Source organism: Streptomyces sp. NPDC104381 (assembly GCF_055583745.1).
This window is the reverse complement of the sequence record NZ_JBVJNK010000001.1, coordinates 17,289-41,083: the sequence shown is the minus strand read 5'-3', so window position 1 is coordinate 41,083 and position 23,795 is coordinate 17,289. Positions and strand designations below refer to the sequence as shown.

Annotated in this window: 21 protein-coding genes; 17 read left to right on the top strand and 4 right to left on the bottom strand. The window is 71.3% G+C overall.

From position 1 onward, the window contains the following. Positions 1 to 96 precede the first annotated feature (96 nt). The gene (locus tag ACZ607_RS00205; protein ID WP_469730199.1) at positions 97 to 888 is read left to right on the top strand and encodes an IclR family transcriptional regulator; all 792 of its coding nucleotides are present in this window, start codon (positions 97 to 99) and stop codon (positions 886 to 888) included. Positions 889 to 955: 67 nt separating this feature from the next. On the opposite strand, the gene ACZ607_RS00200 is transcribed toward ACZ607_RS00205, so the two are convergent. Then, positions 956 to 1,297, bottom strand: coding sequence for a DUF5713 family protein (locus ACZ607_RS00200; protein ID WP_469730196.1), 342 nt, complete (start codon positions 1,295 to 1,297; stop codon positions 956 to 958). 135 nt (positions 1,298 to 1,432) lie between these two features. Then, positions 1,433 to 1,891 (bottom strand): Asp23/Gls24 family envelope stress response protein, encoded by a 459-nt coding sequence (locus ACZ607_RS00195; RefSeq protein ID WP_469730194.1) that lies wholly within the window; start codon positions 1,889 to 1,891, stop codon positions 1,433 to 1,435. Between the two features lie 299 nt (positions 1,892 to 2,190). Here ACZ607_RS00195 and ACZ607_RS00190 point away from each other — a divergent pair, with 299 nt between their 5' ends. From ACZ607_RS00190 to ACZ607_RS00175, 4 genes are all read left to right on the top strand, one after another. After that, complete coding sequence (locus ACZ607_RS00190) at positions 2,191 to 3,348, top strand: acyl-CoA dehydrogenase family protein (protein WP_469730192.1); 1,158 nt, start codon at positions 2,191 to 2,193, stop codon at positions 3,346 to 3,348. Between the two features lie 21 nt (positions 3,349 to 3,369). After that, positions 3,370 to 4,245 carry an acyl-CoA thioesterase II gene (gene tesB / locus ACZ607_RS00185; protein ID WP_469730190.1) on the top strand — a complete coding sequence of 292 codons (876 nt, stop codon included), beginning with the start codon at positions 3,370 to 3,372 and terminating at the stop codon, positions 4,243 to 4,245. Between the two features lie 29 nt (positions 4,246 to 4,274). After that, entirely contained in the window at positions 4,275 to 5,255 is a 981-nt protein-coding gene (locus tag ACZ607_RS00180; RefSeq protein ID WP_469730188.1) for a cation diffusion facilitator family transporter, read from the top strand. Between the two features lie 130 nt (positions 5,256 to 5,385). Continuing rightward, positions 5,386 to 6,612, top strand: a complete 1,227-nt coding sequence (locus ACZ607_RS00175) for a cytochrome P450 family protein (protein WP_469730186.1) — start codon at positions 5,386 to 5,388, stop codon at positions 6,610 to 6,612. Positions 6,613 to 6,655: 43 nt separating this feature from the next. Here ACZ607_RS00175 and ACZ607_RS00170 read toward each other — a convergent pair whose 3' ends face one another. Then, positions 6,656 to 7,453 (bottom strand): phosphatase, encoded by a 798-nt coding sequence (locus ACZ607_RS00170; protein WP_469730185.1) that lies wholly within the window; start codon positions 7,451 to 7,453, stop codon positions 6,656 to 6,658. Positions 7,454 to 7,541: 88 nt separating this feature from the next. After that, complete coding sequence (locus ACZ607_RS00165) at positions 7,542 to 8,156, bottom strand: SACE_7040 family transcriptional regulator (protein WP_469730183.1); 615 nt, start codon at positions 8,154 to 8,156, stop codon at positions 7,542 to 7,544. Positions 8,157 to 8,265: 109 nt separating this feature from the next. Between ACZ607_RS00165 and ACZ607_RS00160 the strand changes: the two genes are divergently transcribed. The 12 genes from ACZ607_RS00160 (at position 8,266) to glmS (ending at position 23,747) form a co-directional block, all read left to right on the top strand. Further along, the gene (locus ACZ607_RS00160) at positions 8,266 to 9,882 is read left to right on the top strand and encodes a carboxyl transferase domain-containing protein (RefSeq protein ID WP_469730181.1); all 1,617 of its coding nucleotides are present in this window, start codon (positions 8,266 to 8,268) and stop codon (positions 9,880 to 9,882) included. Positions 9,883 to 9,895: 13 nt separating this feature from the next. Then, the gene (locus ACZ607_RS00155) at positions 9,896 to 11,944 is read left to right on the top strand and encodes an acetyl/propionyl/methylcrotonyl-CoA carboxylase subunit alpha (RefSeq protein WP_469730179.1); all 2,049 of its coding nucleotides are present in this window, start codon (positions 9,896 to 9,898) and stop codon (positions 11,942 to 11,944) included. Next, entirely contained in the window at positions 11,941 to 12,885 is a 945-nt protein-coding gene (locus ACZ607_RS00150; RefSeq protein ID WP_469730177.1) for a hydroxymethylglutaryl-CoA lyase, read from the top strand. Before ACZ607_RS00155 ends, ACZ607_RS00150 begins: the two co-directional genes overlap by 4 nt. Before the next feature lie 7 nt (positions 12,886 to 12,892). Next, positions 12,893 to 14,059, top strand: a complete 1,167-nt coding sequence (locus tag ACZ607_RS00145; protein WP_469730175.1) for an acyl-CoA dehydrogenase family protein — start codon at positions 12,893 to 12,895, stop codon at positions 14,057 to 14,059. 199 nt (positions 14,060 to 14,258) lie between these two features. Then, positions 14,259 to 15,287, top strand: coding sequence for an ABC transporter substrate-binding protein (locus ACZ607_RS00140; RefSeq protein ID WP_469730173.1), 1,029 nt, complete (start codon positions 14,259 to 14,261; stop codon positions 15,285 to 15,287). 71 nt (positions 15,288 to 15,358) lie between these two features. Beyond that, on the top strand, positions 15,359 to 16,210 hold the full coding sequence (locus ACZ607_RS00135) for a siderophore-interacting protein (RefSeq protein WP_469730172.1): 852 nt from the start codon (positions 15,359 to 15,361) through the stop codon (positions 16,208 to 16,210). A gap of 160 nt (positions 16,211 to 16,370) precedes the next feature. After that, positions 16,371 to 17,819, top strand: coding sequence for a pyridoxal phosphate-dependent decarboxylase family protein (locus ACZ607_RS00130; RefSeq protein WP_469730170.1), 1,449 nt, complete (start codon positions 16,371 to 16,373; stop codon positions 17,817 to 17,819). Further along, complete coding sequence (locus ACZ607_RS00125) at positions 17,803 to 19,089, top strand: lysine N(6)-hydroxylase/L-ornithine N(5)-oxygenase family protein (RefSeq protein WP_469730169.1); 1,287 nt, start codon at positions 17,803 to 17,805, stop codon at positions 19,087 to 19,089. Before ACZ607_RS00130 ends, ACZ607_RS00125 begins: the two co-directional genes overlap by 17 nt. Next, positions 19,086 to 19,661, top strand: coding sequence for a GNAT family N-acetyltransferase (locus ACZ607_RS00120; protein WP_469730167.1), 576 nt, complete (start codon positions 19,086 to 19,088; stop codon positions 19,659 to 19,661). Before ACZ607_RS00125 ends, ACZ607_RS00120 begins: the two co-directional genes overlap by 4 nt. After that, positions 19,658 to 21,439 (top strand): IucA/IucC family protein, encoded by a 1,782-nt coding sequence (locus ACZ607_RS00115; protein WP_469730166.1) that lies wholly within the window; start codon positions 19,658 to 19,660, stop codon positions 21,437 to 21,439. Before ACZ607_RS00120 ends, ACZ607_RS00115 begins: the two co-directional genes overlap by 4 nt. Before the next feature lie 147 nt (positions 21,440 to 21,586). Continuing rightward, entirely contained in the window at positions 21,587 to 21,862 is a 276-nt protein-coding gene (locus ACZ607_RS00110; protein ID WP_469730164.1) for a hypothetical protein, read from the top strand. A gap of 55 nt (positions 21,863 to 21,917) precedes the next feature. Further along, on the top strand, positions 21,918 to 23,747 hold the full coding sequence (gene glmS / locus ACZ607_RS00105) for a glutamine--fructose-6-phosphate transaminase (isomerizing) (RefSeq protein ID WP_469730162.1): 1,830 nt from the start codon (positions 21,918 to 21,920) through the stop codon (positions 23,745 to 23,747). Positions 23,748 to 23,795 lie beyond the last annotated feature (48 nt).

Genomic DNA, 23,795 nt, shown 5'->3' with positions numbered 1-23,795 from the left:
AGGTTAGGGAGGTGGACCTCGGGGCGTCAATGGGTGCGCACCACCGTTCTCCAGGCGGCGCCGTTCCCGGGAGCGGGGCCCGATTACGATCGGCGCATGCCAGACACAACGGAGGCGGGCGGCGTCCGCGAGGTGAAGTCCGCTGCGCGCACGGTCGAGCTGCTGGAGGTGCTGGCCGCACGCGGCGACCGCCCGGCACGGCTCCAGGAGCTGGCGGAGGAGCTGGGCGTGCCGCGCAGTTCGATGTACGCGCTGCTCCAGACCCTGATCTCGCGCGGCTGGGTCCGCACGGATCTGACCGGCTCGCTGTACGGCATCGGCATCCACGCCCTGCTCACCGGGACCAGCTATCTGGACTCCGACCCCCGGCTGCGCGTGGTGCGGCCGTTCCTCGACGAGGCGTCCGAGGCACTGGGCGAGACGATCCACATGGGCCGGCTGGACGGCCGGGACGTGGCGTATCTGGCGACACGGGAGTCCCACGAGTACCTGCGGACGATCAGCCGGGTCGGGCGGCGCCTCCCGGCGCACGTGGGGGCGCTGGGCAAGGCGCTGCTGGCCGAACGGCCCGACGAGGAGCTGCCCGAGGGGCCGTACGAGGCGCTGACGCCCCGCACCCACACGCACCGGGACGCCCTGCTCGCCGACCTCGCCGAGGTCCGGGAGCGCGGTTACGCGGTGGACCGGGAGGAGGGCGTGACCGGGATCGTCGGCTTCGGGTTCGCCCTGCGGTACGACGATCCGGCGCAGGACGCGGTCAGTTGCTCGGTGCCGGTGGCCCGGCTGACACCGGAGCACGAGGAGCGGATCGTGGCGGTGATGCGGGAGATCAGGGCGAAGACGGAATCGACCGTCCCGACGGGCAGCGGGGCCGCGCACTGGCGCTGAGACCCGCCGCGCCGGGGTCCGCCCGTGCCGGACCCGGCACCGGTAACCCGCACCCGCCGTGCCCCTCTCACCACTCCCGGGGTGCGATGAGCTCCTCGATGTCCGCCTCCGCGAAGCCGTACGCCATCGCGACGGCCCAGAAGTCCTCGACTATCTCCTCGCGGGCGACGGTCTCGATCTCGCACCCCGCCGCCTCGAGCTCACCTTCCAGGGCGTTGAATTCCTCGGTCGCCGCATGGGTCAGCACATACAGCGCGGCCAGGCCGGCCGGCTGCTCCTCCTCGATGCGTTCACAGAGCCGGACCAGGACCTCGCGGCCCCGGTCGACGACGCGGTCGGGGAAGTACGCGTCCCGGTACAACCCCCGCAGGAACCCGTACTCCGCCATCCGCCGATTCCCGATCGCCATACCGTCCCCCGTCCGCTCGGTGCTCCGTCGTCACCGATGGTGCACCACGCCACTGACAGTGACGCGCCGGACGGCCGCGACGAAGGGCGGCGGAGGACCGTGACGAAGGCCGGGCGGCGCGGCGGCCGCCCGCGCTCACTGCACGCGCGCGGACGAACGGCCGCTGTCCTCGTCGTCGTCCTCGTCGTCGTCCGGGACATGGACGTCGAAGACGTTGATGTTGATCTCGACGACCTCCAGACCGGTCATCGTCTCGACCGCGTCCGTCACATTGCTCCTGACCCGGTCCGCGAGCTCATGGATCGGTATGCCGTACTCCACCTCGATGTCGACGTCGACCGCGGTCTGCTTCTCGCCCACCTCCACCTTCACTCCACGGCCCCCGCCGGAGGAGGATCCGGGCACCCGGCCCGCGACGGCGCCCAGCGCCTTGGAGGCGCCGCGTCCCACCGAGTACACGCCCTCGGTCTCGCGGATGGCGATTCCGGCGATCGTGGCCACCACACCGTCGGCGATGGTGGTCCTGCCGCGTCCGGACCGCTCCCCGTTCCTGCCTGTCGTTGAGCTCCCGCCCAGGGATTCGACATCAGCCATGACTAGCCTCACAGAGGGTTCGTTGCGACGAGGCGACTCGTCCCTCGTCGGCTCCTCGTTTCACTGTGCGCCTGCCCGTCACCTACCGCCATCGGAGTGACGCAGCGCTCGCCGCGGCCACGCTCCGCGACCGGGTCCGGGCCGCGACACGTGCCGTCACGCCGCGCCTCCCGCGCGGTGCCGGGCGTGCGCAGCATCACCCTGGACAGCCACCGTGACCGCCGGGTAACTTTTGACCAGGACTGAGCAAGCGCTTAGCCACTGCGACCGACGCTGAAGCTGACACCAGGAGGCATCCCGTGCGCCGTACGGTTTACAACGAGGACCACGAGGCGTTCCGGGAGACCATCCGCGCCTTCATCGAGTCCGAGGTCGTCCCCGTCTACGACGAGTGGTTCGCCGCGGGCCAGGCGCCGCGCGACTTCTACTACAAGCTCGCCGAGCTGGGCATCTTCGGCATCGAGGTGCCCGAGGAGTACGGCGGCGCCGGCGTCGAGTCCTTCAAGTTCGAAGCGATCCTGTACGAGGAGACCGCCCGCGCGGGCATCTCCTTCGGCGGCTCCGGCGTGCACGTCCTGCTCTGCCTGCCGTACCTCAAGGCGTACGCCACCGAGGAGCAGAAGAAGCGCTGGCTGCCGGACTTCGTCTCCGGCAAGTCGATGTACGCGATAGCCATGACCGAGCCGGGCACCGGTTCGGACCTGGCCGGCATGAAGACCACCGCCAAGCTCTCCGAGGACGGCACGCACTACGTCCTCAACGGCGCCAAGACCTTCATCACCGGTGGTGTGCACGCCGACAAGGTCATCGTCTGCGCCCGTACGGACTCCCCCAAGGCCGACGACCGCCGCCACGGCATCTCGCTCCTCGTGGTCGACACCAAGTCCGAGGGCTACTCGGTCGGCCGCAAGCTCGACAAGCTGGGCCTGAAGGTCTCCGACACCGCCGAACTGGCCTTCGTGGACGTCAAGGTGCCCGTCGAGGACCTGCTGGGCGAGGAGAACAAGGGCTTCTCGTACCTCGGCCAGAACCTCCCGCAGGAGCGCCTGGGCATCGCCGTCGGCGCGTACGCGCAGGCCGCCGCCGCCGTGCGGTTCGCCCAGCAGTACACGCAGGACCGCACCGTCTTCGGCAAGACCGTCGCGTCCTTCCAGAACACCAAGTTCGAGCTGGCCGCCTGCAAGGCCGAGGTCGACGCGGCCGAGGCCGTCTGCGACCGGGCCATCGAGGCGCTGGACGCCGGCGAGCTCACCCCCGCCGAGGCCGCCTCGGCGAAGCTGTTCTGCACCGAGGTCGCGCACCGCGTGATCGACCGCTGCCTCCAGCTGCACGGCGGCTACGGCTTCATGAACGAGTACCCGATCGCCCGCCTCTACACGGACAACCGGGTCAACCGCATCTACGGCGGCACCAGCGAGGTCATGAAGTCGATCATCGCCAAGTCCATGGGGCTCTGAGAGCGGCTACGTTTCCCTCCCATGAGCGCAGCACTTGACTCCCTGCTCGATCTGCTCGACCTGGAGCGGATCGAGCAGGACATCTTCCGGGGCACGAGCCGTTCCGCGGTCGTGCCCCGCGTCTTCGGCGGCCAGGTCGCGGCCCAGGCCCTGGTCGCCGCCGGGCGTACGGTCCCCGAGGACCGGGGTGCCCACTCCCTGCACGCGTACTTCCTGCGCCCCGGGGACCCGGGCGCGCCGATCGTCTACAGCGTGGACCGGATCCGCGACGGGCGGTCCTTCACCACCCGCCGGGTCGTCGCGGTCCAGCACGGCAAGCCGATCTTCCACCTCTCGGCGTCGTTCCAGGTGCACGAGGACGGCATGGACCACCAGGCGGTCATGCCGCGGTCCCCCGACCCGGAGACCCTGCCGACGGCCGCGGAGATGCTGCCCCGGTACGCGGACCGCTTCACGGACCCGCGCATGGTGGACCGGCTGCTGGAGGCCCGGGCAGCGGTCGACCTGCGGTATGTCGACGCCCCGCCGTTCGCCACGGCCGGCGAGCCGCGCGAGCCGCGCTCCCAGGTCTGGTTCAGGACGCGCGGCAAGCTGGCCGACGACCCGCTGCTGCACGTCTGCATGGCGACGTACGTCTCGGACATGACCCTGCTGGACTCGGTGCTGCTGGCCCACGGGCGGGGCGGCTGGGCGGTCGGTGACGTGGTGGGCGCCAGCCTGGACCACGCGATGTGGTTCCACCGCCCCTTCCGGGCCGACGAGTGGCTGCTGTACGACCAGGAGTCGCCCTCCGCGTCCGGCGGCCGGGGTCTCGGCCAGGCCAGGATCTGGACGGCGGACGGGAAGCTGGCCATCACGGTCATCCAGGAGGGCCTGGTCCGCGTCCCGAGGGACTGAAGCCGAACCTTCGGGACATACTGCCCGTCATGAGTGACGCCACGAGTGACACCAGCAGTGCCGGGCAGGGCGGCGGCGGGTCCACGCTCACCGTCGTCGTCGCGGCGGCCGCCAACCTCGGTATCGCGCTGGCGAAGCTGGTGGCGGGACTGATCAGCGGGTCGAGCGCGATGCTGTCGGAGGCCGCGCACTCGGTCGCCGACACGGTCACCGAAATCATGCTGCTCACCGCGCTCAAGCGCAGCGAGAAGCCCGCCGACGAGGACCATCCGCTGGGCTACGGCCCCGAGCGGTACATCTGGGCGATGCTCGCCGCCGTCGCGACGTTCGTCGGCGGCGCGGTGTTCTCCCTGTACGACGGCATCCACACCCTGCTGCGGGGCGAGGAGCTGGGCGATCCGCTCATCTCGTACCTCGTGCTCGCGGTCGCCTTCCTGCTGGAGGGCTTCTCGCTGCGCACCGGCGTCCGGCAGGTGCGCGGTGAGGCCGCGCGGCTGCGGATGCCCGCGCCGCGCTATCTGCGCCGCACCCCCGACACGGCGGTCAAGGCCGTGGTGATGGAGGACTCCGCCGCCCTGGCCGGGCTGCTGCTGGCGGCGGGCGGCCTCCTCGGCGGGCAGCTCACGGGCTCCGGGCTCTGGGACGGCATCGCCTCGATCCTCATCGGCGTCCTGCTGGTGTACGTGGCGTGGGTGCTGTGCCGGTCCAACGCCCAGCTGCTGATCGGCCGTCCGCTCCCCGCCGACATGCGGGCCGGGGTGCGCGAGGAGCTGCTGTCCGTGCCGCACATCGTCGAGGTCATGGAGCTGACCACCCTCATCCAGGGCCCCTCGGAGCTGCTGGTCGCCGCGAAGATCGACTTCCGGGACGCGGCGACGGCCGCCCAGATCGAGTGGGCGTGCGAGGAGGCGGAGCAGCAGCTCCGGGAGCGCTATCCGTCGATCCAGCGGGTGTACCTGGACCCGACCCCGGGGCGCGCGCAGCGGCTCGCGGCGCGCGCCGGCGGCTGAGACGGGGTGCGGGCGCACCCGCTCGCGCCGTCGCGCACCGGATCGCGGGAGTGCGGCGGGAGGTGGGGTCCGCGCTCTCCCGGAGGGGTAGGACCCTGCCGATCTTTTCCCTCACCGAGGAGTACCGGCCTTGTCCCAGCCTCCCGCCCCCCTCGTCCTCGATCCCGCCGCCCACGACGCGGACGCCGAGCACGAGCTGTTACGTGCCCAGGGCCCCGCGACCCGTATCGACATCCTCGGTGTGGAGGCCTGGTCGGTCTCCGACCCCGCCCTCCTGAAGGAGCTTCTGACCAGCCCGGACGTCTCCAAGGACGGCCGGCGGCACTGGCCCGGCTTCGAGGAGGCGGTCCGCTCCTGGCCGCTGGCCCTGTGGGTCGCCGCCACGAACATGTTCACCGCCTACGGAGGCGAGCACCGCCGGCTGCGCCGCATCGTCGCCCCGGCGTTCAGCGCCCGGCGCATCGCCGCGCTGAGGCCGACCGTCGAGGGCATCGTGGAGCAGCTGCTCGACGGCCTGGAGAGCGCCACGCCCCGGGGTGCGGTGGCGGACCTGCGCGACCGGCTGGCGTACCCGCTGCCCATCACGGTCATCGGGCGCCTCCTGGGCGTCCCCGACGAGCGGGCCAACGAGTTCCGCGCGGTCGTCAACGACGTGTTCTCCACGACGCTGACCCCCGAGGAGGCCGCCGCCAACACGACGCAGCTGTACGGGATGCTCGACGCCCTCATCGCCGCCAAGCGGGCCGATCCGGGCGACGACGTGGCGTCCGTGCTGATCTCCCTGGGCGAGGCGGGCGCCGACGGGGAGGGGCTGACCGAGGAGGAGCTGCGCGACACCCTGCTCCTGATGATCAACGCCGGCTACGAGACGACGGTCAACCTGATCGACCAGGCCGTCACGCTCCTGCTGACCGACCCCGCCCAGCTCGCCCACGTCCGTGCGGGCCGTGCGTCGTGGACGGACGTCGTGGAGGAGACGCTGCGCCACTCGCCCCCGGTCAAGCACCTGCCCCTGCGGTACGCCGTCACCGACGTCCCGCTGCCGGACGGGCGGGTCATCGCCAAGGGCGAGGCGATCCTGGCCTCCTACGCCGCGGCCAACCGCCACCCGGGCTGGCACGACGATCCGGACGTCTTCGACGTCACCCGGATCACCAAGGAGCACCTCGCCTTCGGGCACGGGATCCACTTCTGCCTGGGCGCGGCGCTGGCCCGGATGGAGGCGGAGATCGTGCTGAGCGCCTTCTTCGACCGCTTCCCCGACGCCGAGATCGTCCCCGGGGCGGGGGACATGGGCCCGGTGGCCTCGCTGATCAGCAACGGCCACCGGTCACTGCCCGTACGCCTGCGCCCCTGAGCCCCCGGCCGGGCGTGGCCCACCCGCCGGAGCGGGCGGCGCGTTACGCCCGGTCGGCGGAGGGGAGCAGCCCCGCCGCGTCCAGCAGGTAGTCGGTCATCGGGTCGTAGTAGCGGGGGTCGGCGACATGGTCGTCCAGCGGCACGGTGACCTGGAGGGTTCCCTCCGCCTCGCCCAGGAACAGCGCGGGGTCGTTGCAGTCCGCGTAACCGATCGAGTCGATCCCGCGCTGCCCCGCGCATCCGGCCCAGCCGTGGTCGGCCACGACGAGGTCGGGCTGCGGCCGGCCCTCGCGCTCCAGGCCGTCCAGGATGGCGGCCATGGGGACCGGTGAGTGGGTGTGCCAGAGGGTCGCGCCGCGCTCCAGCACGGCGACGTCGGCGAACTGGAAGACCATGCCCTCGTCGGCCATCAGTCCGCCGGGGATCCTGACGATCTCGCATCCGGCGGTCCGCAGGGCGTCCGCCGTCCGCCGGTGCACGTCGAGCAGCCCGCCGGGGTGCCCGGTGGCGAGCAGCACCCGCTCCCCGTCGGCCGCCGCCTTGCGCAGCCGTGCGGCCATCCGGTCGAGGGCGTCGACCGTCAGCTCCGGGTCGATGGTGTCCTGGCCCTGCCGGTGCTCCGGGTCGTCGTTGACCCCGCATCTCTCGGCCATCACGGCCAGCACGTCCTGCTCGTCCACCCAGCGGTCGCCGAGCTCCAGCCCCAGCCAGAAGTGGCGGTTGCCGTTGGCGAGCTGGCGGTAGTGGGAGAGGTTGTTGTCGCGTGGGGTGGCGACGTCACCCGCGATACGGGTGCGGACGAGGTGCTCGACGAGGGCGGCGCGGCTGGGTATCGGCATGCACCCATTGTGCCGTCGGCGACGCGCTGTGTGCCTGGTGTCTTGCACGGCGGACGGCGAGAGGCGGCCCGCCCAGGTGTACCGCCCGTTACGAGGCCGCCGCCGCGAAGGCCCCCCGCGCCAGCCGGTGCAGCAGGGCGGCGGTGGCCGCCCGGTCCGGGAGCGCCTCCGGGCGGGTCAGGTGGGGGGTGGAGTTCAGCAGGCCGAACACCGCGTGGACGGTGACCCGGGCCTCGTTCTCCGGGAGGGACGGGTAGAGGGCGCGGACGGCCTCCACCCAGACCTCGACGTACTGCCGCTGGAGCTGGCGCACGCGCTTGCGGTCGGTGTCCCGGAGGCGGTCCAGCTCGCGGTCGTGGAGAGTGATCAGGGGCCGGTCGTCCAGGGCGAAGTCGATGTGGCCCTCGATGAGGGCGTCCAGGAGCGCGTCCGGGGAGCCGCCCCGGGAGGCGCCGCCCTCGGTGACCCGCAGCTTCCCGCCGGCCAGCAGACGCTCGCTGATGCCGACGAGCAGCTCGGCGAGCATCGCGTCCTTGCCGGGGAAGTGACGGTAGAGGCCGGGGCCGCTGATCCCGACCGCCGCCCCTATCTCGTCGACCCCGACACCGTGGAAGCCGCGCTCGGCGAAGAGGCGGGCGGCCTCCCGGAGGATCTGCTCGCGGCGGGTGGGAGCCGCGACGCGGGCGGCGGCATGAGTGCTCATGGGGATTCATTCTAGACAGGCGGGTTAGCGCTCGTTAACCTGAGCGCAACGCGTTAACGCTCATTAACTCTGATCGACTACTGCGGTACGGGCAAGGGGGCTCGACAGGATGCAGCAGGCACCGGTCCTGGTGAGCGCGGCCGATCCCGCCTCGGAGGCCTGGCAGGCCAACGAGGCGGCGCATCACGCGCTCGCCGAGGAGCTGCGCACGCGGCTCGCCACGGCACGGCTCGGCGGGGGTGAGAAGGCCCGCGCCCGGCATGTGGCGCGCGGCAAGCTGCTGCCCCGGGAGCGGGTGGACACGCTGCTCGACCCGGGCTCCCCCTTCCTGGAGCTGGCCCCGCTCGCCGCCGAGGGGCTGTACGGGGGCGCGGCACCGGCCGCCGGGGTGATCGCCGGGATCGGCCGGGTCAGCGGCCGGGAGTGCGTGATCGTCGCCAACGACGCCACCGTCAAGGGCGGCACGTACTACCCGATGACGGTGAAGAAGCACCTCCGCGCCCAGGAGGTGGCCCTGGAGAACCGGCTGCCGTGTCTGTACCTGGTGGACTCGGGCGGCGCGTTCCTCCCGATGCAGGACGAGGTCTTCCCCGACCGGGACCACTTCGGGCGGATCTTCTACAACCAGGCCCGGATGTCCGGCGCCGGCATCCCGCAGATCGCGGCGGTGCTGGGTTCCTGCACGGCGGGCGGGGCGTACGTCCCGGCGATGAGCGACGAGGCCGTCATCGTCAGGAACCAGGGCACGATCTTCCTGGGCGGCCCCCCGCTGGTGAAGGCGGCCACGGGCGAGGTCGTGACGGCGGAGGAGCTGGGCGGCGGCGAGGTCCACTCCCGTACGTCCGGGGTCACCGACCACCTCGCCGAGGACGACGCGCACGCGCTGCGGATCGTACGGAACATCGTCGCGACGCTCCCGGAGCGCGGCCCGCTCCCCTGGACCGTGGAGCCCGCCGAGGAGCCGAAGGCGGACCCCGCCGGGCTCTACGGCGCGGTCCCCGTCGACTCGCGTACGCCCTACGACGTGCGGGAGGTCATCGCCCGCGTGGCCGACGGCTCGCGCTTCCAGGAGTTCAAGGCGGAGTACGGCCAGACGCTGATCACCGGCTTCGCCCGGATCCACGGCCACCCCGTCGGCATCGTCGCCAACAACGGGATCCTGTTCTCGGAGTCCGCCCAGAAGGGCGCCCACTTCATCGAGCTGTGCGACCAGCGCGGCATCCCGCTGGTGTTCCTCCAGAACATCTCCGGCTTCATGGTCGGCCGGGACTACGAGGCCGGGGGCATCGCCAAGCACGGCGCCAAGATGGTCACGGCCGTGGCCTGCACCAGGGTCCCGAAGCTGACGGTCGTCGTCGGCGGGTCGTACGGCGCGGGGAACTACTCCATGTGCGGCCGGGCGTACGGGCCGCGCTTCCTGTGGATGTGGCCCAACGCCAAGATCTCGGTCATGGGCGGCGAGCAGGCCGCCTCCGTGCTGGCCACCGTCAAGCGCGACCAGATCGAGGGGCGCGGCGAACAGTGGCCCGCCGAGGACGAGGAGGCCTTCAAGGATCCGGTCCGCGCGCAGTACGAGCAGCAGGGCAACGCCTACTACGCCACCGCCCGGCTCTGGGACGACGGTGTGATCGACCCCATGGAGACCCGGCAGGTGCTGGGGCTCGCCCTGACCGCGTGTGCCAACGCCCCGCTGGGCGAACCCCAGTTCGGCGTCTTCCGGATGTGATGTGAGGACTTCCATGTTCAGCACTGTTCTGGTCGCCAACCGTGGCGAGATCGCGGTCCGGGTCATCCGGACGCTGCGCGAGCTCGGCGTGCGGTCGGTCGCCGTCTTCAGCGACGCCGACGCGGACGCCCGGCACGTACGGGAGGCGGATACGGCGGTCCGGATCGGGCCGGCGCCCGCCGCCGAGAGCTATCTGTCGGTGGAGCGGCTGCTGGACGCCGCCCGCCGTACGGGCGCGGAGGCGGTCCACCCGGGCTACGGCTTCCTCGCGGAGAACGCCGGCTTCGCCCAGGCGTGCGCGGAGGCGGGACTGGTCTTCATCGGCCCGCCCGCCCCGGCGATCTCGCTGATGGGCGACAAGATCCGCGCCAAGGAGACCGTGGCGGCCGCCGGGGTGCCGGTGGTGCCCGGTTCCTCGGGGAGCGGGCTCACCGACGCCCAACTGGGCGAGGCGGCGCGGGAGATCGGGATGCCGGTGCTGCTGAAGCCCTCGGCGGGCGGCGGCGGCAAGGGCATGCGGCTGGTGCGCGAGGAGGCGCTGCTCGCCGACGAGATCGCGGCGGCCCGGCGTGAGGCGCGCGCCTCCTTCGGCGACGACACGCTCCTGGTGGAGCGGTGGATCGACCGGCCGCGCCACATCGAGATCCAGGTGCTGGCCGACGCCCACGGCAACGTGGTGCACCTCGGCGAGCGCGAGTGCTCGCTCCAGCGCCGCCACCAGAAGATCATCGAGGAGGCGCCCTCGGTCCTGCTCGACGAGGCGACCCGGGCGGCGATGGGCGAGGCGGCCGTGCAGGCGGCGCGGTCCTGCGGATACGTCGGCGCGGGCACGGTCGAGTTCATCGTCCCGGGCAGCGACCCGTCCTCGTACTACTTCATGGAGATGAACACCCGCCTCCAGGTGGAACACCCGGTCACCGAGCTGATCACCGGGCTCGACCTGGTGGAGTGGCAGCTGCGGGTCGCCTCCGGCGAACAACTCCCGTACGGCCAGGCCGACATCACCCTCACCGGGCATGCCGTGGAGGCCCGGGTCTGCGCGGAGGACCCGGCGCGCGGCTTCCTGCCGTCCGGCGGCACGGTCCTCGCGCTGCACGAGCCGCAGGGCGGCGGTGTGCGCACCGACTCGGGGCTCAGCGAGGGCGTGCCGGTCGGCAGCACGTACGACCCGATGCTGTCGAAGGTCATCGCGTACGGGCCCGACCGGGCGACGGCGCTGCGCCGGCTGCGGGCGGCGCTGGCCGGGACGGTGGTGCTGGGCGTGCCGACGAACGCCGGCTTCCTGCGGCGACTGCTGGCCCATCCGGCGGTGGCCGCGGGCGACCTGGACACCGGGCTCGTCGAGCGGGAGGCGGACGGCCTGGTGCCGGACGGGGTGCCGGAGGAGGTGTACGCGGCGGCGGCGCTGCTGCGGCAGCCGTCCCCCGCGCCCACGTCCGGCTGGGTCGACCCGTTCTCGGTGCCCAGCGGCTGGCGCCTCGGCGGCACCCCCGCGGAAACCTTCCACCACTTCCGCGTCCCCGGCCACGACCCGGTGCGCGTGGGTCTGCGTACGGGCGCGGGGGGCACGGCCGCGCTGACCTTCGGCCACGCCGGGGACCGGGAGGAGACGGCGGACGCGTGCGGTCCGGTGCCGTCGCTGCCGGGCGCGGAGAGGTCGCGGCTGGTCGAGGCGGACGGGCGGCGCGTCGTCGTCGAACTCGACGGCCTGACACACACGTTCAGCCGGGCCGTCTCGGCCGACGGGGTCTGGCTCGGCCGCGACGGCGACGCCTGGCACGTCCAGGACCACGACCCGGTGGAGGCGTCCCTCAGCGGCGCCGCCCGCTCGGGCGCGGACACCCTCGCCGCGCCCATGCCCGGGACCGTCACGGTGGTGAAGGTGGCGGTCGGCGACGAGGTCGCGGCCGGGCAGAGCCTGCTGGTCGTCGAGGCGATGAAGATGGAGCACGTCATCTCCGCCCCGCACGCCGGGACCGTCACCGAGCTGGACGTCACCGCCGGTGCCACGGTCGCCATGGACCAGATCCTGGCCGTGGTGGCCCCGAAGGAGGAGTCGTGACCGCTGCCGGACTGCCCATGACGGTGCCGGCCCCCGGGCTGCCCGCCCGGGTCCGTATCCATGAGGTCGGCGCACGCGACGGGCTGCAGAACGAGAAGTCCGTCGTACCGACCGAGGTGAAGGCGGAGTTCGTCCGCAGGCTCGCGGCGGCCGGGCTGACCACGATCGAGGCGACCAGCTTCGTGCACCCGAAGTGGGTGCCCCAACTGGCCGACGCCGAGCAGCTGTTCCCCCTGCTGGACGGACTCGGGGCGGAGATCGCCCTGCCCGTCCTCGTGCCGAACGAGCGCGGCCTGGACCGGGCGCTCGCGCTCGGCGCCCGCCGGATCGCCGTGTTCGGTTCGGCGACCGAGACGTTCGCCGCCCGCAACCTCAACCGCACGGTGGACGAGTCGCTCGCCATGTTCGAGCCGGTGGTGGCCCGGGCGAAGGCGGCGGGCGTCCATGTGCGCGGCTATCTGTCGATGTGCTTCGGCGACCCGTGGGAGGGCGCGGTGCCCGTGGCGCAGGTCGTCCGGGTCGCGAAGGCGCTGGAGGACCTCGGCTGCGACGAGCTGTCCCTCGGCGACACGATCGGCGTGGCCACCCCGGGCCATGTGACGGCGCTGCTCTCCGCGCTGAACGGGGCGGGGGTGCCCACCGGCACGATCGGGGTGCACTTCCACGACACGTACGGCCAGGCGCTCTCCAACACCCTGGCCGCGCTCCAGCACGGGGTGACGACGGTGGACGCCTCGGCGGGCGGTCTCGGCGGCTGCCCGTACGCGAAGAGCGCCACCGGAAATCTCGCCACCGAGGACCTCGTGTGGATGCTCGACGGCCTCGGCGTGGAAACCGGGGTCGACCTCGGCGCACTCACCGCCACCAGCGTGTGGATGGCCGAACAACTGGGCCGCCCGAGCCCGTCCCGTACCGTCCGCGCGCTGTCCCACAAGGAGTGAAGCACCGATGTCCCTTGACCACCGGCTGACCGCCGAGCACGAGGAACTGCGCCGCACCGTCGAGGAGTTCGCACACGATGTGATCGCCCCGAAGATCGGCGACTTCTACGAACGCCACGAGTTCCCGTACGAGATCGTGCGGGAGATGGGGCGGATGGGCCTGTTCGGCCTGCCCTTCCCCGAGGAGTACGGCGGCATGGGCGGCGACTACCTCGCCCTCGGGATCGCCCTGGAGGAGCTGGCCCGGGTCGACTCGTCCGTGGCGATCACCCTGGAGGCCGGGGTCTCGCTGGGCGCCATGCCGGTGTACCGCTTCGGGACCGAGGAGCAGAAGCAGCGGTGGCTGCCGAGGCTCTGCGCGGGCGAGGCGCTCGGCGCGTTCGGGCTGACGGAGCCGGACGGCGGCTCGGACGCGGGCGGCACCCGGACGACGGCCGTGCTGGACGAGGCCACCGGCGAGTGGGTGATCAACGGCTCCAAGTGCTTCATCACCAACTCCGGTACGGACATCACGGAGCTGGTCACGGTCACGGCCGTCACGGGCCGCAAGGAGAACGGCGCCCCGCGCATCTCCGCGATCATCGTCCCGTCCGGCACCCCCGGCTTCACGGTGGCCGCCCCGTACTCCAAGGTCGGGTGGAACGCCTCGGACACCCGCGAGCTGTCCTTCTCCGACGTCCGCGTCCCGGCGGCGAACCTGCTGGGCGAGGAGGGCCGCGGGTACGCGCAGTTCCTGCGGATCCTGGACGAGGGCCGGATCGCCATCTCGGCCCTGTCGACGGGCCTGGCGCAGGGCTGTGTGGACGAGTCGCTGAAGTACGCGAAGGAGCGGCACGCCTTCGGGAAGCCGATCGGCGCCAACCAGGCCATCCAGTTCAAGATCGCGGACATGGAGACCCGGGCGCACATGGCCCGCGTCGGCTGGCGGGACGCCGCCTCGCGACTGGTGGCGGGCGAACCGTTCAAGAAGGAGGCGGCCATCGCGAAGCTGTACTCCTCGACGGTGGCGGTGGACAACGCCCGCGACGCGACCCAGATCCACGGCGGCTACGGCTTCATGAACGAGTACCCGGTGGCCCGCATGTGGCGCGACTCCAAGATCCTGGAGATCGGCGAGGGCACGAGCGAGGTCCAGCGGATGCTGATCGCCCGCGAGCTGGGCATGGACGCCTGAGGGCACACACCGGACCCGCGCCTCCGGCCGAGCGACAGCCGCCTTCCCCTGGTCAAAGGGGGAGGCGGCTTTTCGTACGGGCCGGTAACGGAACGGCCGCTCCCCCTTGCCCTCCCTGTCCACGATATGTGAGGTTAGGCTAGCCTTCCCTCGAATCGTCAGCGGGCGCCCTGAGGCGCGTACGAAAGCAGACCCACTCATGTCCAACCTCCGGACCAGCCCACTCTCCCGTCGCGGCCTGCTGGCCGTCGGCGGTGCCGTCGGTCTCGGTGCCGTCCTCGCCGCCTGCGGTGACGGTGACGAGAAGAGCTCGACCTCGGGTTCGGGCGCGGAGAAATCCGGCCCCTGGTCCTTCAAGGACGACCGCGGACAGACGGCGAAGGCCGAGTCCGTACCGAAGAACATCGTCGCGTTCATCGGTGTCGCCGCCGCGCTCCACGACTACGGCGTCGAGGTCAAGGGCGTCTTCGGCCCGACGAAGGCCGCCGACGGCAAGGCCGACGTCCAGGCCGGTGACATCGACATCGACAAGGTCGAGGTGCTCGGCAACGTCTGGGGCGAGTTCAACGTCGAGAAGTACGCCGGCCTCGCGCCGGAGCTCCTCGTCACCGCCATGTGGGAGAAGGACGCCCTCTGGTACGTGCCGGACCAGTCCAAGGACAAGATCCTCAAGCTGGCCCCGAGCGTCGCCCTGTGGGCCGCGCAGACCACGATGCCGAAGGCGATCCAGCGCCACGAGGACCTCGCCGCCTCCCTGGGCGCCGACGTCAAGGCCAAGAAGGTCACCGACGCCAAGGCCGCGTTCGAGAAGGCCGCGGCCCGGCTGCGCGCCGCCGCGAAGTCCCAGCCGAACATCAAGGTCATGATCGGCTCGGCCAGCCAGGACCTGTTCTACGTCTCGCTCGCCAAGACGTCCGCGGACACCCTGTACTTCCAGGAGCTCGGCGTGCAGTTCGTCGAGCCGAAGGTCAACGCGGCCGGCTTCTTCGAGGAGCTGAGCTGGGAGAACGTCGACAAGTACGACGCCGACATCATCATGATGGACAACCGCTCCTCGGCCCTGCAGCCCGACGCCCTGACCTCCAAGCCGACCTGGGCCCAGCTGCCCGCGGTCAAGGCCGGCCAGGTCGTTCCGCGGACGACCGAGCCCATCTACTCCTACGACAAGTGCGCGCCGATCCTCGACGCCCTCGCCGAGGCCATCGAGAAGGCCAAGAAGGTCAGCTGACCCGGAGGGCCCTGCCGGGAGCGACTCCCGGCAGAGCCCTCGCCGTTCAGGTTCCCGGGAGGACCCCTCGCATGACGACCGCCACCGCACCCGCCGTCGCCCCGTTCCGGTTCTTCGACCTGACGGTCCTGAGGACCAGCAGGCTGAGCCCGTCCATGCGGAGAGTCACGCTCGGCGGCCCCGGGAGCGACGGCTTCGTCGCCGGGGGCCGCGACCAGAGCCTCTCCATCTTCCTGCCGCACCCCGGCCAGACCGAGGCCGTCGTCCCGGTCGACGAGAACGGCGAGTGGTTCCCCGCCTGGCGGGCCCTGTCCCCCGACGTCCGGGCGGTCATGCGGTCGTACACCGTGCGCGCCCAGCGGTACGCCGAGGACGGCTCGACCGAGATCGACATCGACTTCGCCCTGCACGAGGACGGCGGGCCCGCCTGCCGCTGGGCGGAGGCGGCCGCCCCCGGGCAGCGCCTCACCGTGCTGGGCCCCACCGGTGAGAACAACAACGGGATCCGCTTCCAGCCGCCGCAGGACGCCACGTCCGTGGTGATCTGCGCCGACGAGACCGCGCTGCCCGCGGCGTCGGCCGCGCTGGAGTGGCTGCCCGCCGGGGTCACGGCCAGGGTCTGGCTGGAGGTCCCGCACAGCCAGGACCGGCTGGAGCTCCGCACCGACGCCGACGCGCACCTCACCTGGCTCGTACGGGACGAGGGCGCGCCCTCCGCCGTGGAGGCCGTGCGCGCAGCCGAACTGCCCGGGGGCGACCCGTACGTCTGGATCGCGGGCGAGTCGTCCGGAGTACGGGCGCTGCGCCGCCACTTCGTCCAGGAGAGGCGCTTCGACCGCCGCCGGGTCACCTTCGTCGGCTACTGGCGGCGCGGACTGAGCGAGGAGCAGCTGAGGGAGGAGGCGACGCGGGTGGCCGCGTAACGCACCCGCGTCTCTTGTGGGGTTCCTGTGACGGGCCCCAGGGGGGCGAGGACCGCGAATATTGTTAGGTTAGGCTTGCCTAACTTAACCGTCGCGGCCCTCGTCCCCCCTTTTCTCTGCCCGGAGGGCCGCGATGACGTCCCTACCCGGGAGGCCCCCCATGCGTTCCCACCTGCTCAACCGCACGACGGCGGAGGACTACCGTCGCTCCGTCACCGCGGGAGTCGACCAGGTCGCGGCCAGACTCGCCTCCACCGAGCAGCCGTTCAGCGGCATCGGCGTCGACGGGCTCACTCCCGTCATCGACGCCATCGACCTCGACCGGCCGCTCGGCGACACCGCCGCCGCCCTGGACGAGCTCGGCGAGGTCTACCTCCGCGACGCCGTGTACTTCCACCACCCCCGCTACCTCGCCCATCTCAACTGCCCCGTGGTCATCCCCGCCGTGGTCGGCGAGGCCGTGCTCTCCGCCGTCAACTCCTCCCTGGACACCTGGGACCAGAGCGCGGGCGGCACCCTGATCGAGCGCCGGCTGATCGACTGGACGGCCGCCCGCATCGGCCTCGGCCCGGCGGCCGACGGCGTCTTCACCAGCGGCGGCACACAGTCCAACCTCCAGGCGCTGCTGCTGGCCCGCGAGGAGGCCAAGGTCCGCCCCGAGGAGTACTCCCGGCTGCGGATCCTGACCTCCGAGTGCAGCCACTTCAGCGTCCAGAAGTCCGCCAAACTCCTCGGCCTGGGACCCGACGCCGTGGTGTCCGTCCCCGTCGACCGCGAGAAGCGCATGCAGACCGTCGCACTGGCCGCGGCCCTCGAACGCTGCGAGGCCGAGGGGTCCGTACCGATGGCGGTCGTCGCCACCGCGGGCACCACCGACTTCGGCTCCATCGACCCGCTGCCCGGGATCGCCGCGCTCTGCGAGCGGTACGCCACCTGGATGCACGTCGACGCCGCCTACGGCTGCGGCCTGCTGGCCTCACCCACCCGGCGCGGGCTCGTCGACGGCATCGAGCACGCCGACTCGGTCACCGTGGACTACCACAAGTCCTTCTTCCAGCCCGTGAGTTCCTCCGCCGTGCTGGTCCGCGACCGGGCCACCCTGCGCCATGCGACGTACCACGCGGAGTACCTCAACCCGGAGCGGACCGTCGAGGAGCGCATCCCCAACCAGGTGGACAAGTCCCTCCAGACCACGCGCAGGTTCGACGCGCTCAAGCTGTGGATGACGCTGCGCACCATGGGCGCGGACGGTGTCGGCGAGCTGTTCGACGAGGTGTGCGACCTGGCCGCCGAGGGCTGGCGGATGCTGGCCGCCGACCCGCGCTTCGACGTCGTCGTGGAACCCAGCCTCTCCACCCTGGTGTTCCGCTACGTCCCGGCCCGCGTCAGGACGCCCGGCGACATCGACCGGGCCAACCTCCACGCCCGTAAGGCCCTCTTCGCCTCCGGCGAGGCCGTGGTCGCGGGCACCAAGGTCGGCAGCAGCCAGTACCTGAAATTCACCCTGCTCAACCCCGAGACGACCGCGGCCGACATCTCCGCCGTCCTCGACCTGATCGCCGGCCACGCCGAGCAGTACCTGGGAGAGTCCCTTGACCGCGCTTCCTGAGCCCCGCACCGCCCCGTACGACTTCATCGGGATCGGGCTCGGTCCGTTCAACCTCGGACTCGCCTGCCTGACCGAGCCCGTCGAGGAGCTGAACGGGGTGTTCCTGGAGTCCAAGCCGGACTTCGAGTGGCACTCCGGGATGTTCCTCGAAGGCGCCCACCTCCAGACGCCGTTCATGTCGGACCTCGTCACGATGGCCGACCCGACCAGCCCCTACTCCTTCCTCAACTACCTGAAGGACCGGGGCAGGCTGTACTCGTTCTACATCCGGGAGAACTTCTACCCGCTGCGCACCGAGTACAACGACTACTGCCGGTGGGCGGCCGCCAAGCTGAGCAGCATCAGGTTCAACCAGACCGTGCAGTCGGTTACGTACAGCGACGCCGACGGGCTGTACACGGTCCGCACCGCCGGCAGCGCCTTCCGTGCCCGTCACCTCGTCCTGGGCACCGGCACCCCGCCGCACATCCCGGCGGCCTGCGAGGGCCTGGGCGGCGACTTCCTGCACAACTCGCGCTACCTCCAGGAGAAGGCCGCGCTCCAGGCCAAGAAGTCCATCACGCTGGTGGGCAGCGGGCAGAGCGCGGCGGAGATCTACTACGACCTGCTCTCCGAGATCGATGCGCACGGCTACCGGCTGAACTGGGTGACGCGCTCCCCGCGCTTCTTCCCCCTGGAGTACACCAAGCTCACGCTGGAGATGACCTCCCCGGACTACGTGGACTACTTCCACGCCCTGCCCGAGGACACCCGCTACCGGCTGGAGGCAGGCCAGAAGGGCCTCTTCAAGGGCATCGACGGCGAGCTGGTCGACGCGATCTTCGACCTGCTCTACCGGAAGAACCTGCCGGGCCCGGTCCCCACCCGTCTGCTCACCAACTCCTCGCTGGAAAGCGCCCGTTACGAGGAGTCCACGGGGACGTACACCCTGGGGCTACGCCAGGAGGAGCAGGGCAGGGAGTACGAACTCGACAGCGAGGGCCTGATCCTCGCCACCGGCTACCGGTACACCGCGCCCGCCTTCCTGGAGCCCGTCACCGACCGGATCCGGCACGACTCCCGGGGCCGTTTCGACGTGGCCCGCAACTACAGCATCGACACGACCGGGCGCGGGATCTTCCTGCAGAACGCGGCGGTGCACACCCATTCGGTCACCTCACCCGACCTGGGCATGGGCGCCTACCGCAACGCGTACATCATCGGCGAACTGCTCGGCCGCGCGTACTACCCGGTCGAGAAGTCCGTCGCCTTCCAGGAGTTCGCAGCATGACCAGCACGAAAACGACGGGGACGTTCACCGTCCGGCCCCTGGACCCCTCCCCCGGCCGGCCAGGCCACCGCTCCGACGCGGAAGTGGTGCACGCCTGGGTCACCCACCCCAGGGCGGCCTTCTGGATGATGGGCGACGCCCGGCTGGAGGACGTCGAGCGGGAGTACATGGCGATAGCCGCGCACCCGCACCACGACGCCTTCATCGGGCTGCACGACGGGCGGCCCGCCTTCCTGATGGAGCGCTACGACCCCACCGAGGTCGAGCTCAAGGGGCTGTACGAGGCGGAGCCCGGCGACGTCGGGATGCACTTCCTGGTCGCCCCTCCCGAGACCCCGGTGCACGGCTTCACCCGGGCCGTGATCACCGCCGTCATGGAGACGCTGTTCGCCGATCCGCGGGTGCGCAGGGTCGTCGTCGAACCCGACGTCACCAACACCGCGGTGCAGGCGCTGAACGAGGCGGTCGGCTTCGAGGTGGTCCGCGAGATCACCAAGCCGGAGAAACAAGCCCTGCTCAGCACCTGCACCCGCGAGCAGTTCGAGGCCGCGACCACTGGAGCCCACCGATGACCATCCACCCCACCGCCGCTGCCGCCGGGCATCTGACCCCCGAGCGCTGGGCCGTCGCCGAACGGCTGCTGATCCGCAAGGCGCTGGCCGAGTTCTCCCACGAGCGGCTCCTGGACCCCACCCCGCTCGACGACGGCCACTGGAGCGTGCGCGGTGACGACGGGGCGGTCGAGTACCGCTTCGCCGCCCGCCGCTTCGCACTGGACCACTGGCAGGTCGACGCGGCGTCGATCACCCGGCACCGGCACGGCTCGGACCTTCCGCTGGACGCGCTGGAATTCTTCATCGAGCTGCGCGCCACACTGGGCCTGTCGCCGAAGGTCCTCCCCGTGTACCTGGAGGAGATCTCCTCCACGCTGGCCGGAACCGCGTACAAACTGACCAAGGAACCGACCACCGCCGCCGAGCTCGCCGTGGCCGGTTTCCAGGACGTCGAGACGGGCATGACCGAGGGGCACCCCTGCTTTGTCGCCAACAACGGGCGGCTGGGCTTCGGGGTCGACGAGTACCGCGCGTACGCCCCGGAGGCGGCGACCGGAATCAGCCTGGTCTGGCTGGCCGCCCGACGCGATCGCGCCACCTTCACCGCGGGCGCCGGGCTCGACTACTCCACCCTGATCGCCGGGGAGCTCGGCGAGGAGACCCTGGCCAGGTTCGCCGCGCGGATGGAGGACCTCGGGCTCGACCTCGACGACTACCTGCTGATCCCGGTCCACCCCTGGCAGTGGTGGAACAAGCTCGCCGTCACCTTCGCCGGCGAGGTGGCGCGGCGGCATCTGGTCTGCCTGGGCGAGGGCGAGGACTCCTACCTGGCCCAGCAGTCGATCCGTACGTTCTTCAACGCCTCCCACCCGGAGAAGCACTACGTCAAGACGGCGCTGTCGGTGCTGAACATGGGCTTCATGCGGGGCCTGTCCGCCGCGTACATGGAGGCGACGCCCGCGATCAACGACTGGCTGGCCGGTCTCGTCGAGCGGGACGAGCTGCTGCGCGGGACGGGGTTCTCGATCATCCGGGAGCGGGCCGCCGTGGGCTACCACCACCGGGCGTACGAGGCGGCGACCGCGAAGGGCTCGCCGTACCTGAAGATGCTCGCCGCGCTCTGGCGGGAGAGCCCCGTCCCGTCCCTGGCCGGCGGTGAGCGGCTCGCGACGATGGCCTCGCTGCTGCACACCGACGCCGAGGGCCGCTCGGTGGCGGGCGCCCTGATCGCGGAGTCGGGTCTCGGCCCGGCGGACTGGCTGCGGCGGTACCTGGACGCCTACCTGGTGCCGGTGCTGCACAGCTTCTACGCGTACGACCTGGTGTTCATGCCGCACGGCGAGAACGTGATCCTGGTGATCGAGGACGGTGTCGTGCGCCGGACGGTCTTCAAGGACATCGCCGAGGAGATCGCGGTGATGGACCCGGACGCGGTGCTGCCGCCCCAGGTCGAGCGGATCCGCGCCGACGTCCCGGAGGACATGAAGCTGCTGTCGGTGCTCACCGACGTCTTCGACTGCTTCCTGCGCTTCCTGGGGGCGGACCTGGCCACGGAGGGGGTCCTCGACGAGGAGACCTTCTGGCGGACGGTCGCGGCGTGCGTCAGGGGCTACCAGGAGTCCGTGCCGTACCTCGCGGACAAGTTCGAGCAGTACGACATGTTCACGAAGGACTTCGCGCTCTCCTGCCTGAACCGGCTGCAGCTGCGTGACAACCAGCAGATGGTCGACCTGGAGGACCCGGCGGGCGCGCTCCAGCTGACCGGCCGGCTGCGGAACCCGATCGCGGAGTACTGAGCCCGGCGTCCGGCCCCGCCCCTCGCGGGCGAGGCCGGACGAGAACGTAAGGGACATTTACGCCATACGGCCGCCACTAAATGAGATTCCTGCCCGATATCGGGCAGATTTCTTGCGTAGCGACCCCGATCCACGCAATATCGACGAGTGCTCGAACGCCGCCCTCCGCATGACGACCTCATCGACCACCTCGTACGCTCCACCGCGCTCCAGCGCGGCGAGGCCGCCCGGGTGATCCTCGACGTGCTGGCGTACTTCGACGAGACGACCGAGGCCTTCGTCCGGCGCCGCCACCGCGAGATGCAGGCGGGCGGCCTGGTGAACACGGAGATCTTCGAGCGGATCGCGGCCGAGCTGCCGCACCGCGCGGTGGCGCCGCAGGAGCTCTCGCTCCGCCAGCTGCGCCGCATCGTCTACGGCTGAGCGGGACGGGCCGGGCACCGGAACTTTTGTACGTCGATGGAGGGGCAGAGACTCTATGTGCGGGATCGTCGGTTACATCGGGAAGCGTGACGTGGCTCCGCTGCTGCTGGAAGGGCTGCAGCGGCTGGAGTACCGGGGGTACGACTCCGCGGGCATCGTCATCACGGGCAAGGCCCCGGCGGGCAAGCCCGGCGCCCTGAAGATGGTCAAGGCCAAGGGCCGGGTCCGCGAGCTGGAGGCGCGTGTGCCCAAGCGGTTCGCGGGCACCACGGGCATCGCCCACACCCGCTGGGCCACCCACGGCGCCCCGAGCGACGAGAACGCGCACCCGCACCTGGACGCCGAGAACAAGGTCGCCGTCGTCCACAACGGCATCATCGACAACGCCTCCGAGATCCGCGCGAAGCTCGTCGCCGACGGCGTCGTCTTCCTCTCCGAGACCGACACCGAGGTGCTGGTCCACCTGATCTCCCGCTCGCAGGCGCTCACCCTGGAGGAGAAGGTCCGCGAGGCGCTGAAGTCCGTCGAGGGCACGTACGGCGTCGCCGTCCTGCACGCCGACTTCAACGACCGCATCGTCGTCGCCCGCAACGGCTCCCCGGTCGTGCTCGGGATCGGCGAGAAGGAGATGTTCGTCGCCTCCGACGTCGCCGCCCTGGTCGCGCACACCCGCCAGATCGTCACCCTGGACGACGGCGAGATGGCCACCCTCAAGGCCGACGACTTCCGTACGTACACCACGGAGGGCTCGACCACGACGGCCACGCCGACCACCGTGGAGTGGGAGGCCGAGTCGTACGACATGGGCGGCCACGACACGTACATGCACAAGGAGATCTCCGAGCAGGCCGACGCCGTGGACCGCGTGCTGCGCGGCCGCATCGACGACCGCTTCTCCACCGTGCACCTGGGCGGGCTGAACCTGGACGCCCGCGAGGCGCGCGGCGTCCGCCGGATCAAGATCCTGGGCTGCGGCACCTCGTACCACGCCGGTCTGATCGGCGCCGGCCTCATCGAGGAGCTGGCCCGCATCCCCGCGGACGCGGAGCCCGCGTCCGAGTTCCGCTACCGCAACCCGGTCGTGGACCCCGACACCCTGTACGTCGCCGTCTCGCAGTCCGGTGAGACCTACGACGTGCTGGCGGCCGTGCAGGAGCTCAAGCGCAAGGGCGCCCGGGTCCTGGGCGTCGTGAACGTCGTCGGCTCGGCGATCGCCCGCGAGGCGGACGGCGGCATGTACGTGCACGCCGGCCCCGAGGTCTGCGTCGTCTCCACCAAGTGCTTCACGAACACCGTCGTGGCCTTCGCGCTGCTCGCCCTGCACCTGGGCCGCATCCGCGACCTGTCGGTCTCCGACGGCAAGCGGATCATCGAGGGCCTGCGCAGGCTGCCGGAGCAGATCGGCCAGATCCTGGAGGCCGAGGACGAGATCAAGAAGCTCGCCGAGGAGTACGCGGGCGCGCAGTCGATGATGTTCATCGGCCGCGTCCGGGGCTACCCCGTCGCGCTGGAGGCCTCCCTGAAGCTCAAGGAGATCTCGTACATCCACGCCGAGGCCTACCCCGCCTCGGAGCTCAAGCACGGCCCGCTCGCGCTCATCGAGCCGGCGCTCCCCACCGTCGCGATCGTCCCGGACGACGACCTGCTGGAGAAGAACCGCGCCGCGCTGGAGGAGATCAAGGCCCGCAGCGGGCGCATCCTCGCCGTCGCCCACCGCGAGCAGGAGAAGGCCGACCACACGATCGTCGTCCCGAAGAACGAGAACGAGCTGGACCCGATCCTGATGGGCATCCCGCTCCAGCTGCTCGCCTACCACACGGCCCTGGCCATGGGCCGTGACATCGACAAGCCGCGCAACCTGGCGAAGTCGGTCACCGTCGAGTAGCCGACCGGGACGCGAGGACCGCCCGCCCGGCCACGGGCGGACACACGG

Excerpts from the sequence above, each read along its gene's own strand:
- ACZ607_RS00165 (WP_469730183.1), bottom strand. The coding sequence starts at position 8,156 with ATGAGCACTCATGCCGCCGCCCGCGTCGCGGCTCCCACCCGCCGCGAG.
- ACZ607_RS00155 (WP_469730179.1), top strand. The coding sequence starts at position 9,896 with ATGTTCAGCACTGTTCTGGTCGCCAACCGTGGCGAGATCGCGGTCCGG.
- ACZ607_RS00160 (WP_469730181.1), top strand. The coding sequence starts at position 8,266 with ATGCAGCAGGCACCGGTCCTGGTGAGCGCGGCCGATCCCGCCTCGGAG.
- ACZ607_RS00180 (WP_469730188.1), top strand. The coding sequence starts at position 4,275 with ATGAGTGACGCCACGAGTGACACCAGCAGTGCCGGGCAGGGCGGCGGC.
- ACZ607_RS00170 (WP_469730185.1), bottom strand. The coding sequence starts at position 7,453 with ATGCCGATACCCAGCCGCGCCGCCCTCGTCGAGCACCTCGTCCGCACC.
- tesB (WP_469730190.1), top strand. The coding sequence starts at position 3,370 with ATGAGCGCAGCACTTGACTCCCTGCTCGATCTGCTCGACCTGGAGCGG.
- glmS (WP_469730162.1), top strand. The coding sequence starts at position 21,918 with ATGTGCGGGATCGTCGGTTACATCGGGAAGCGTGACGTGGCTCCGCTG.
- ACZ607_RS00130 (WP_469730170.1), top strand. The coding sequence starts at position 16,371 with ATGCGTTCCCACCTGCTCAACCGCACGACGGCGGAGGACTACCGTCGC.
- ACZ607_RS00195 (WP_469730194.1), bottom strand. The coding sequence starts at position 1,891 with ATGGCTGATGTCGAATCCCTGGGCGGGAGCTCAACGACAGGCAGGAAC.
- ACZ607_RS00115 (WP_469730166.1), top strand. The coding sequence starts at position 19,658 with ATGACCATCCACCCCACCGCCGCTGCCGCCGGGCATCTGACCCCCGAG.
- ACZ607_RS00205 (WP_469730199.1), top strand. The coding sequence starts at position 97 with ATGCCAGACACAACGGAGGCGGGCGGCGTCCGCGAGGTGAAGTCCGCT.
- ACZ607_RS00135 (WP_469730172.1), top strand. The coding sequence starts at position 15,359 with ATGACGACCGCCACCGCACCCGCCGTCGCCCCGTTCCGGTTCTTCGAC.
- ACZ607_RS00140 (WP_469730173.1), top strand. The coding sequence starts at position 14,259 with ATGTCCAACCTCCGGACCAGCCCACTCTCCCGTCGCGGCCTGCTGGCC.
- ACZ607_RS00200 (WP_469730196.1), bottom strand. The coding sequence starts at position 1,297 with ATGGCGATCGGGAATCGGCGGATGGCGGAGTACGGGTTCCTGCGGGGG.
- ACZ607_RS00145 (WP_469730175.1), top strand. The coding sequence starts at position 12,893 with ATGTCCCTTGACCACCGGCTGACCGCCGAGCACGAGGAACTGCGCCGC.
- ACZ607_RS00120 (WP_469730167.1), top strand. The coding sequence starts at position 19,086 with ATGACCAGCACGAAAACGACGGGGACGTTCACCGTCCGGCCCCTGGAC.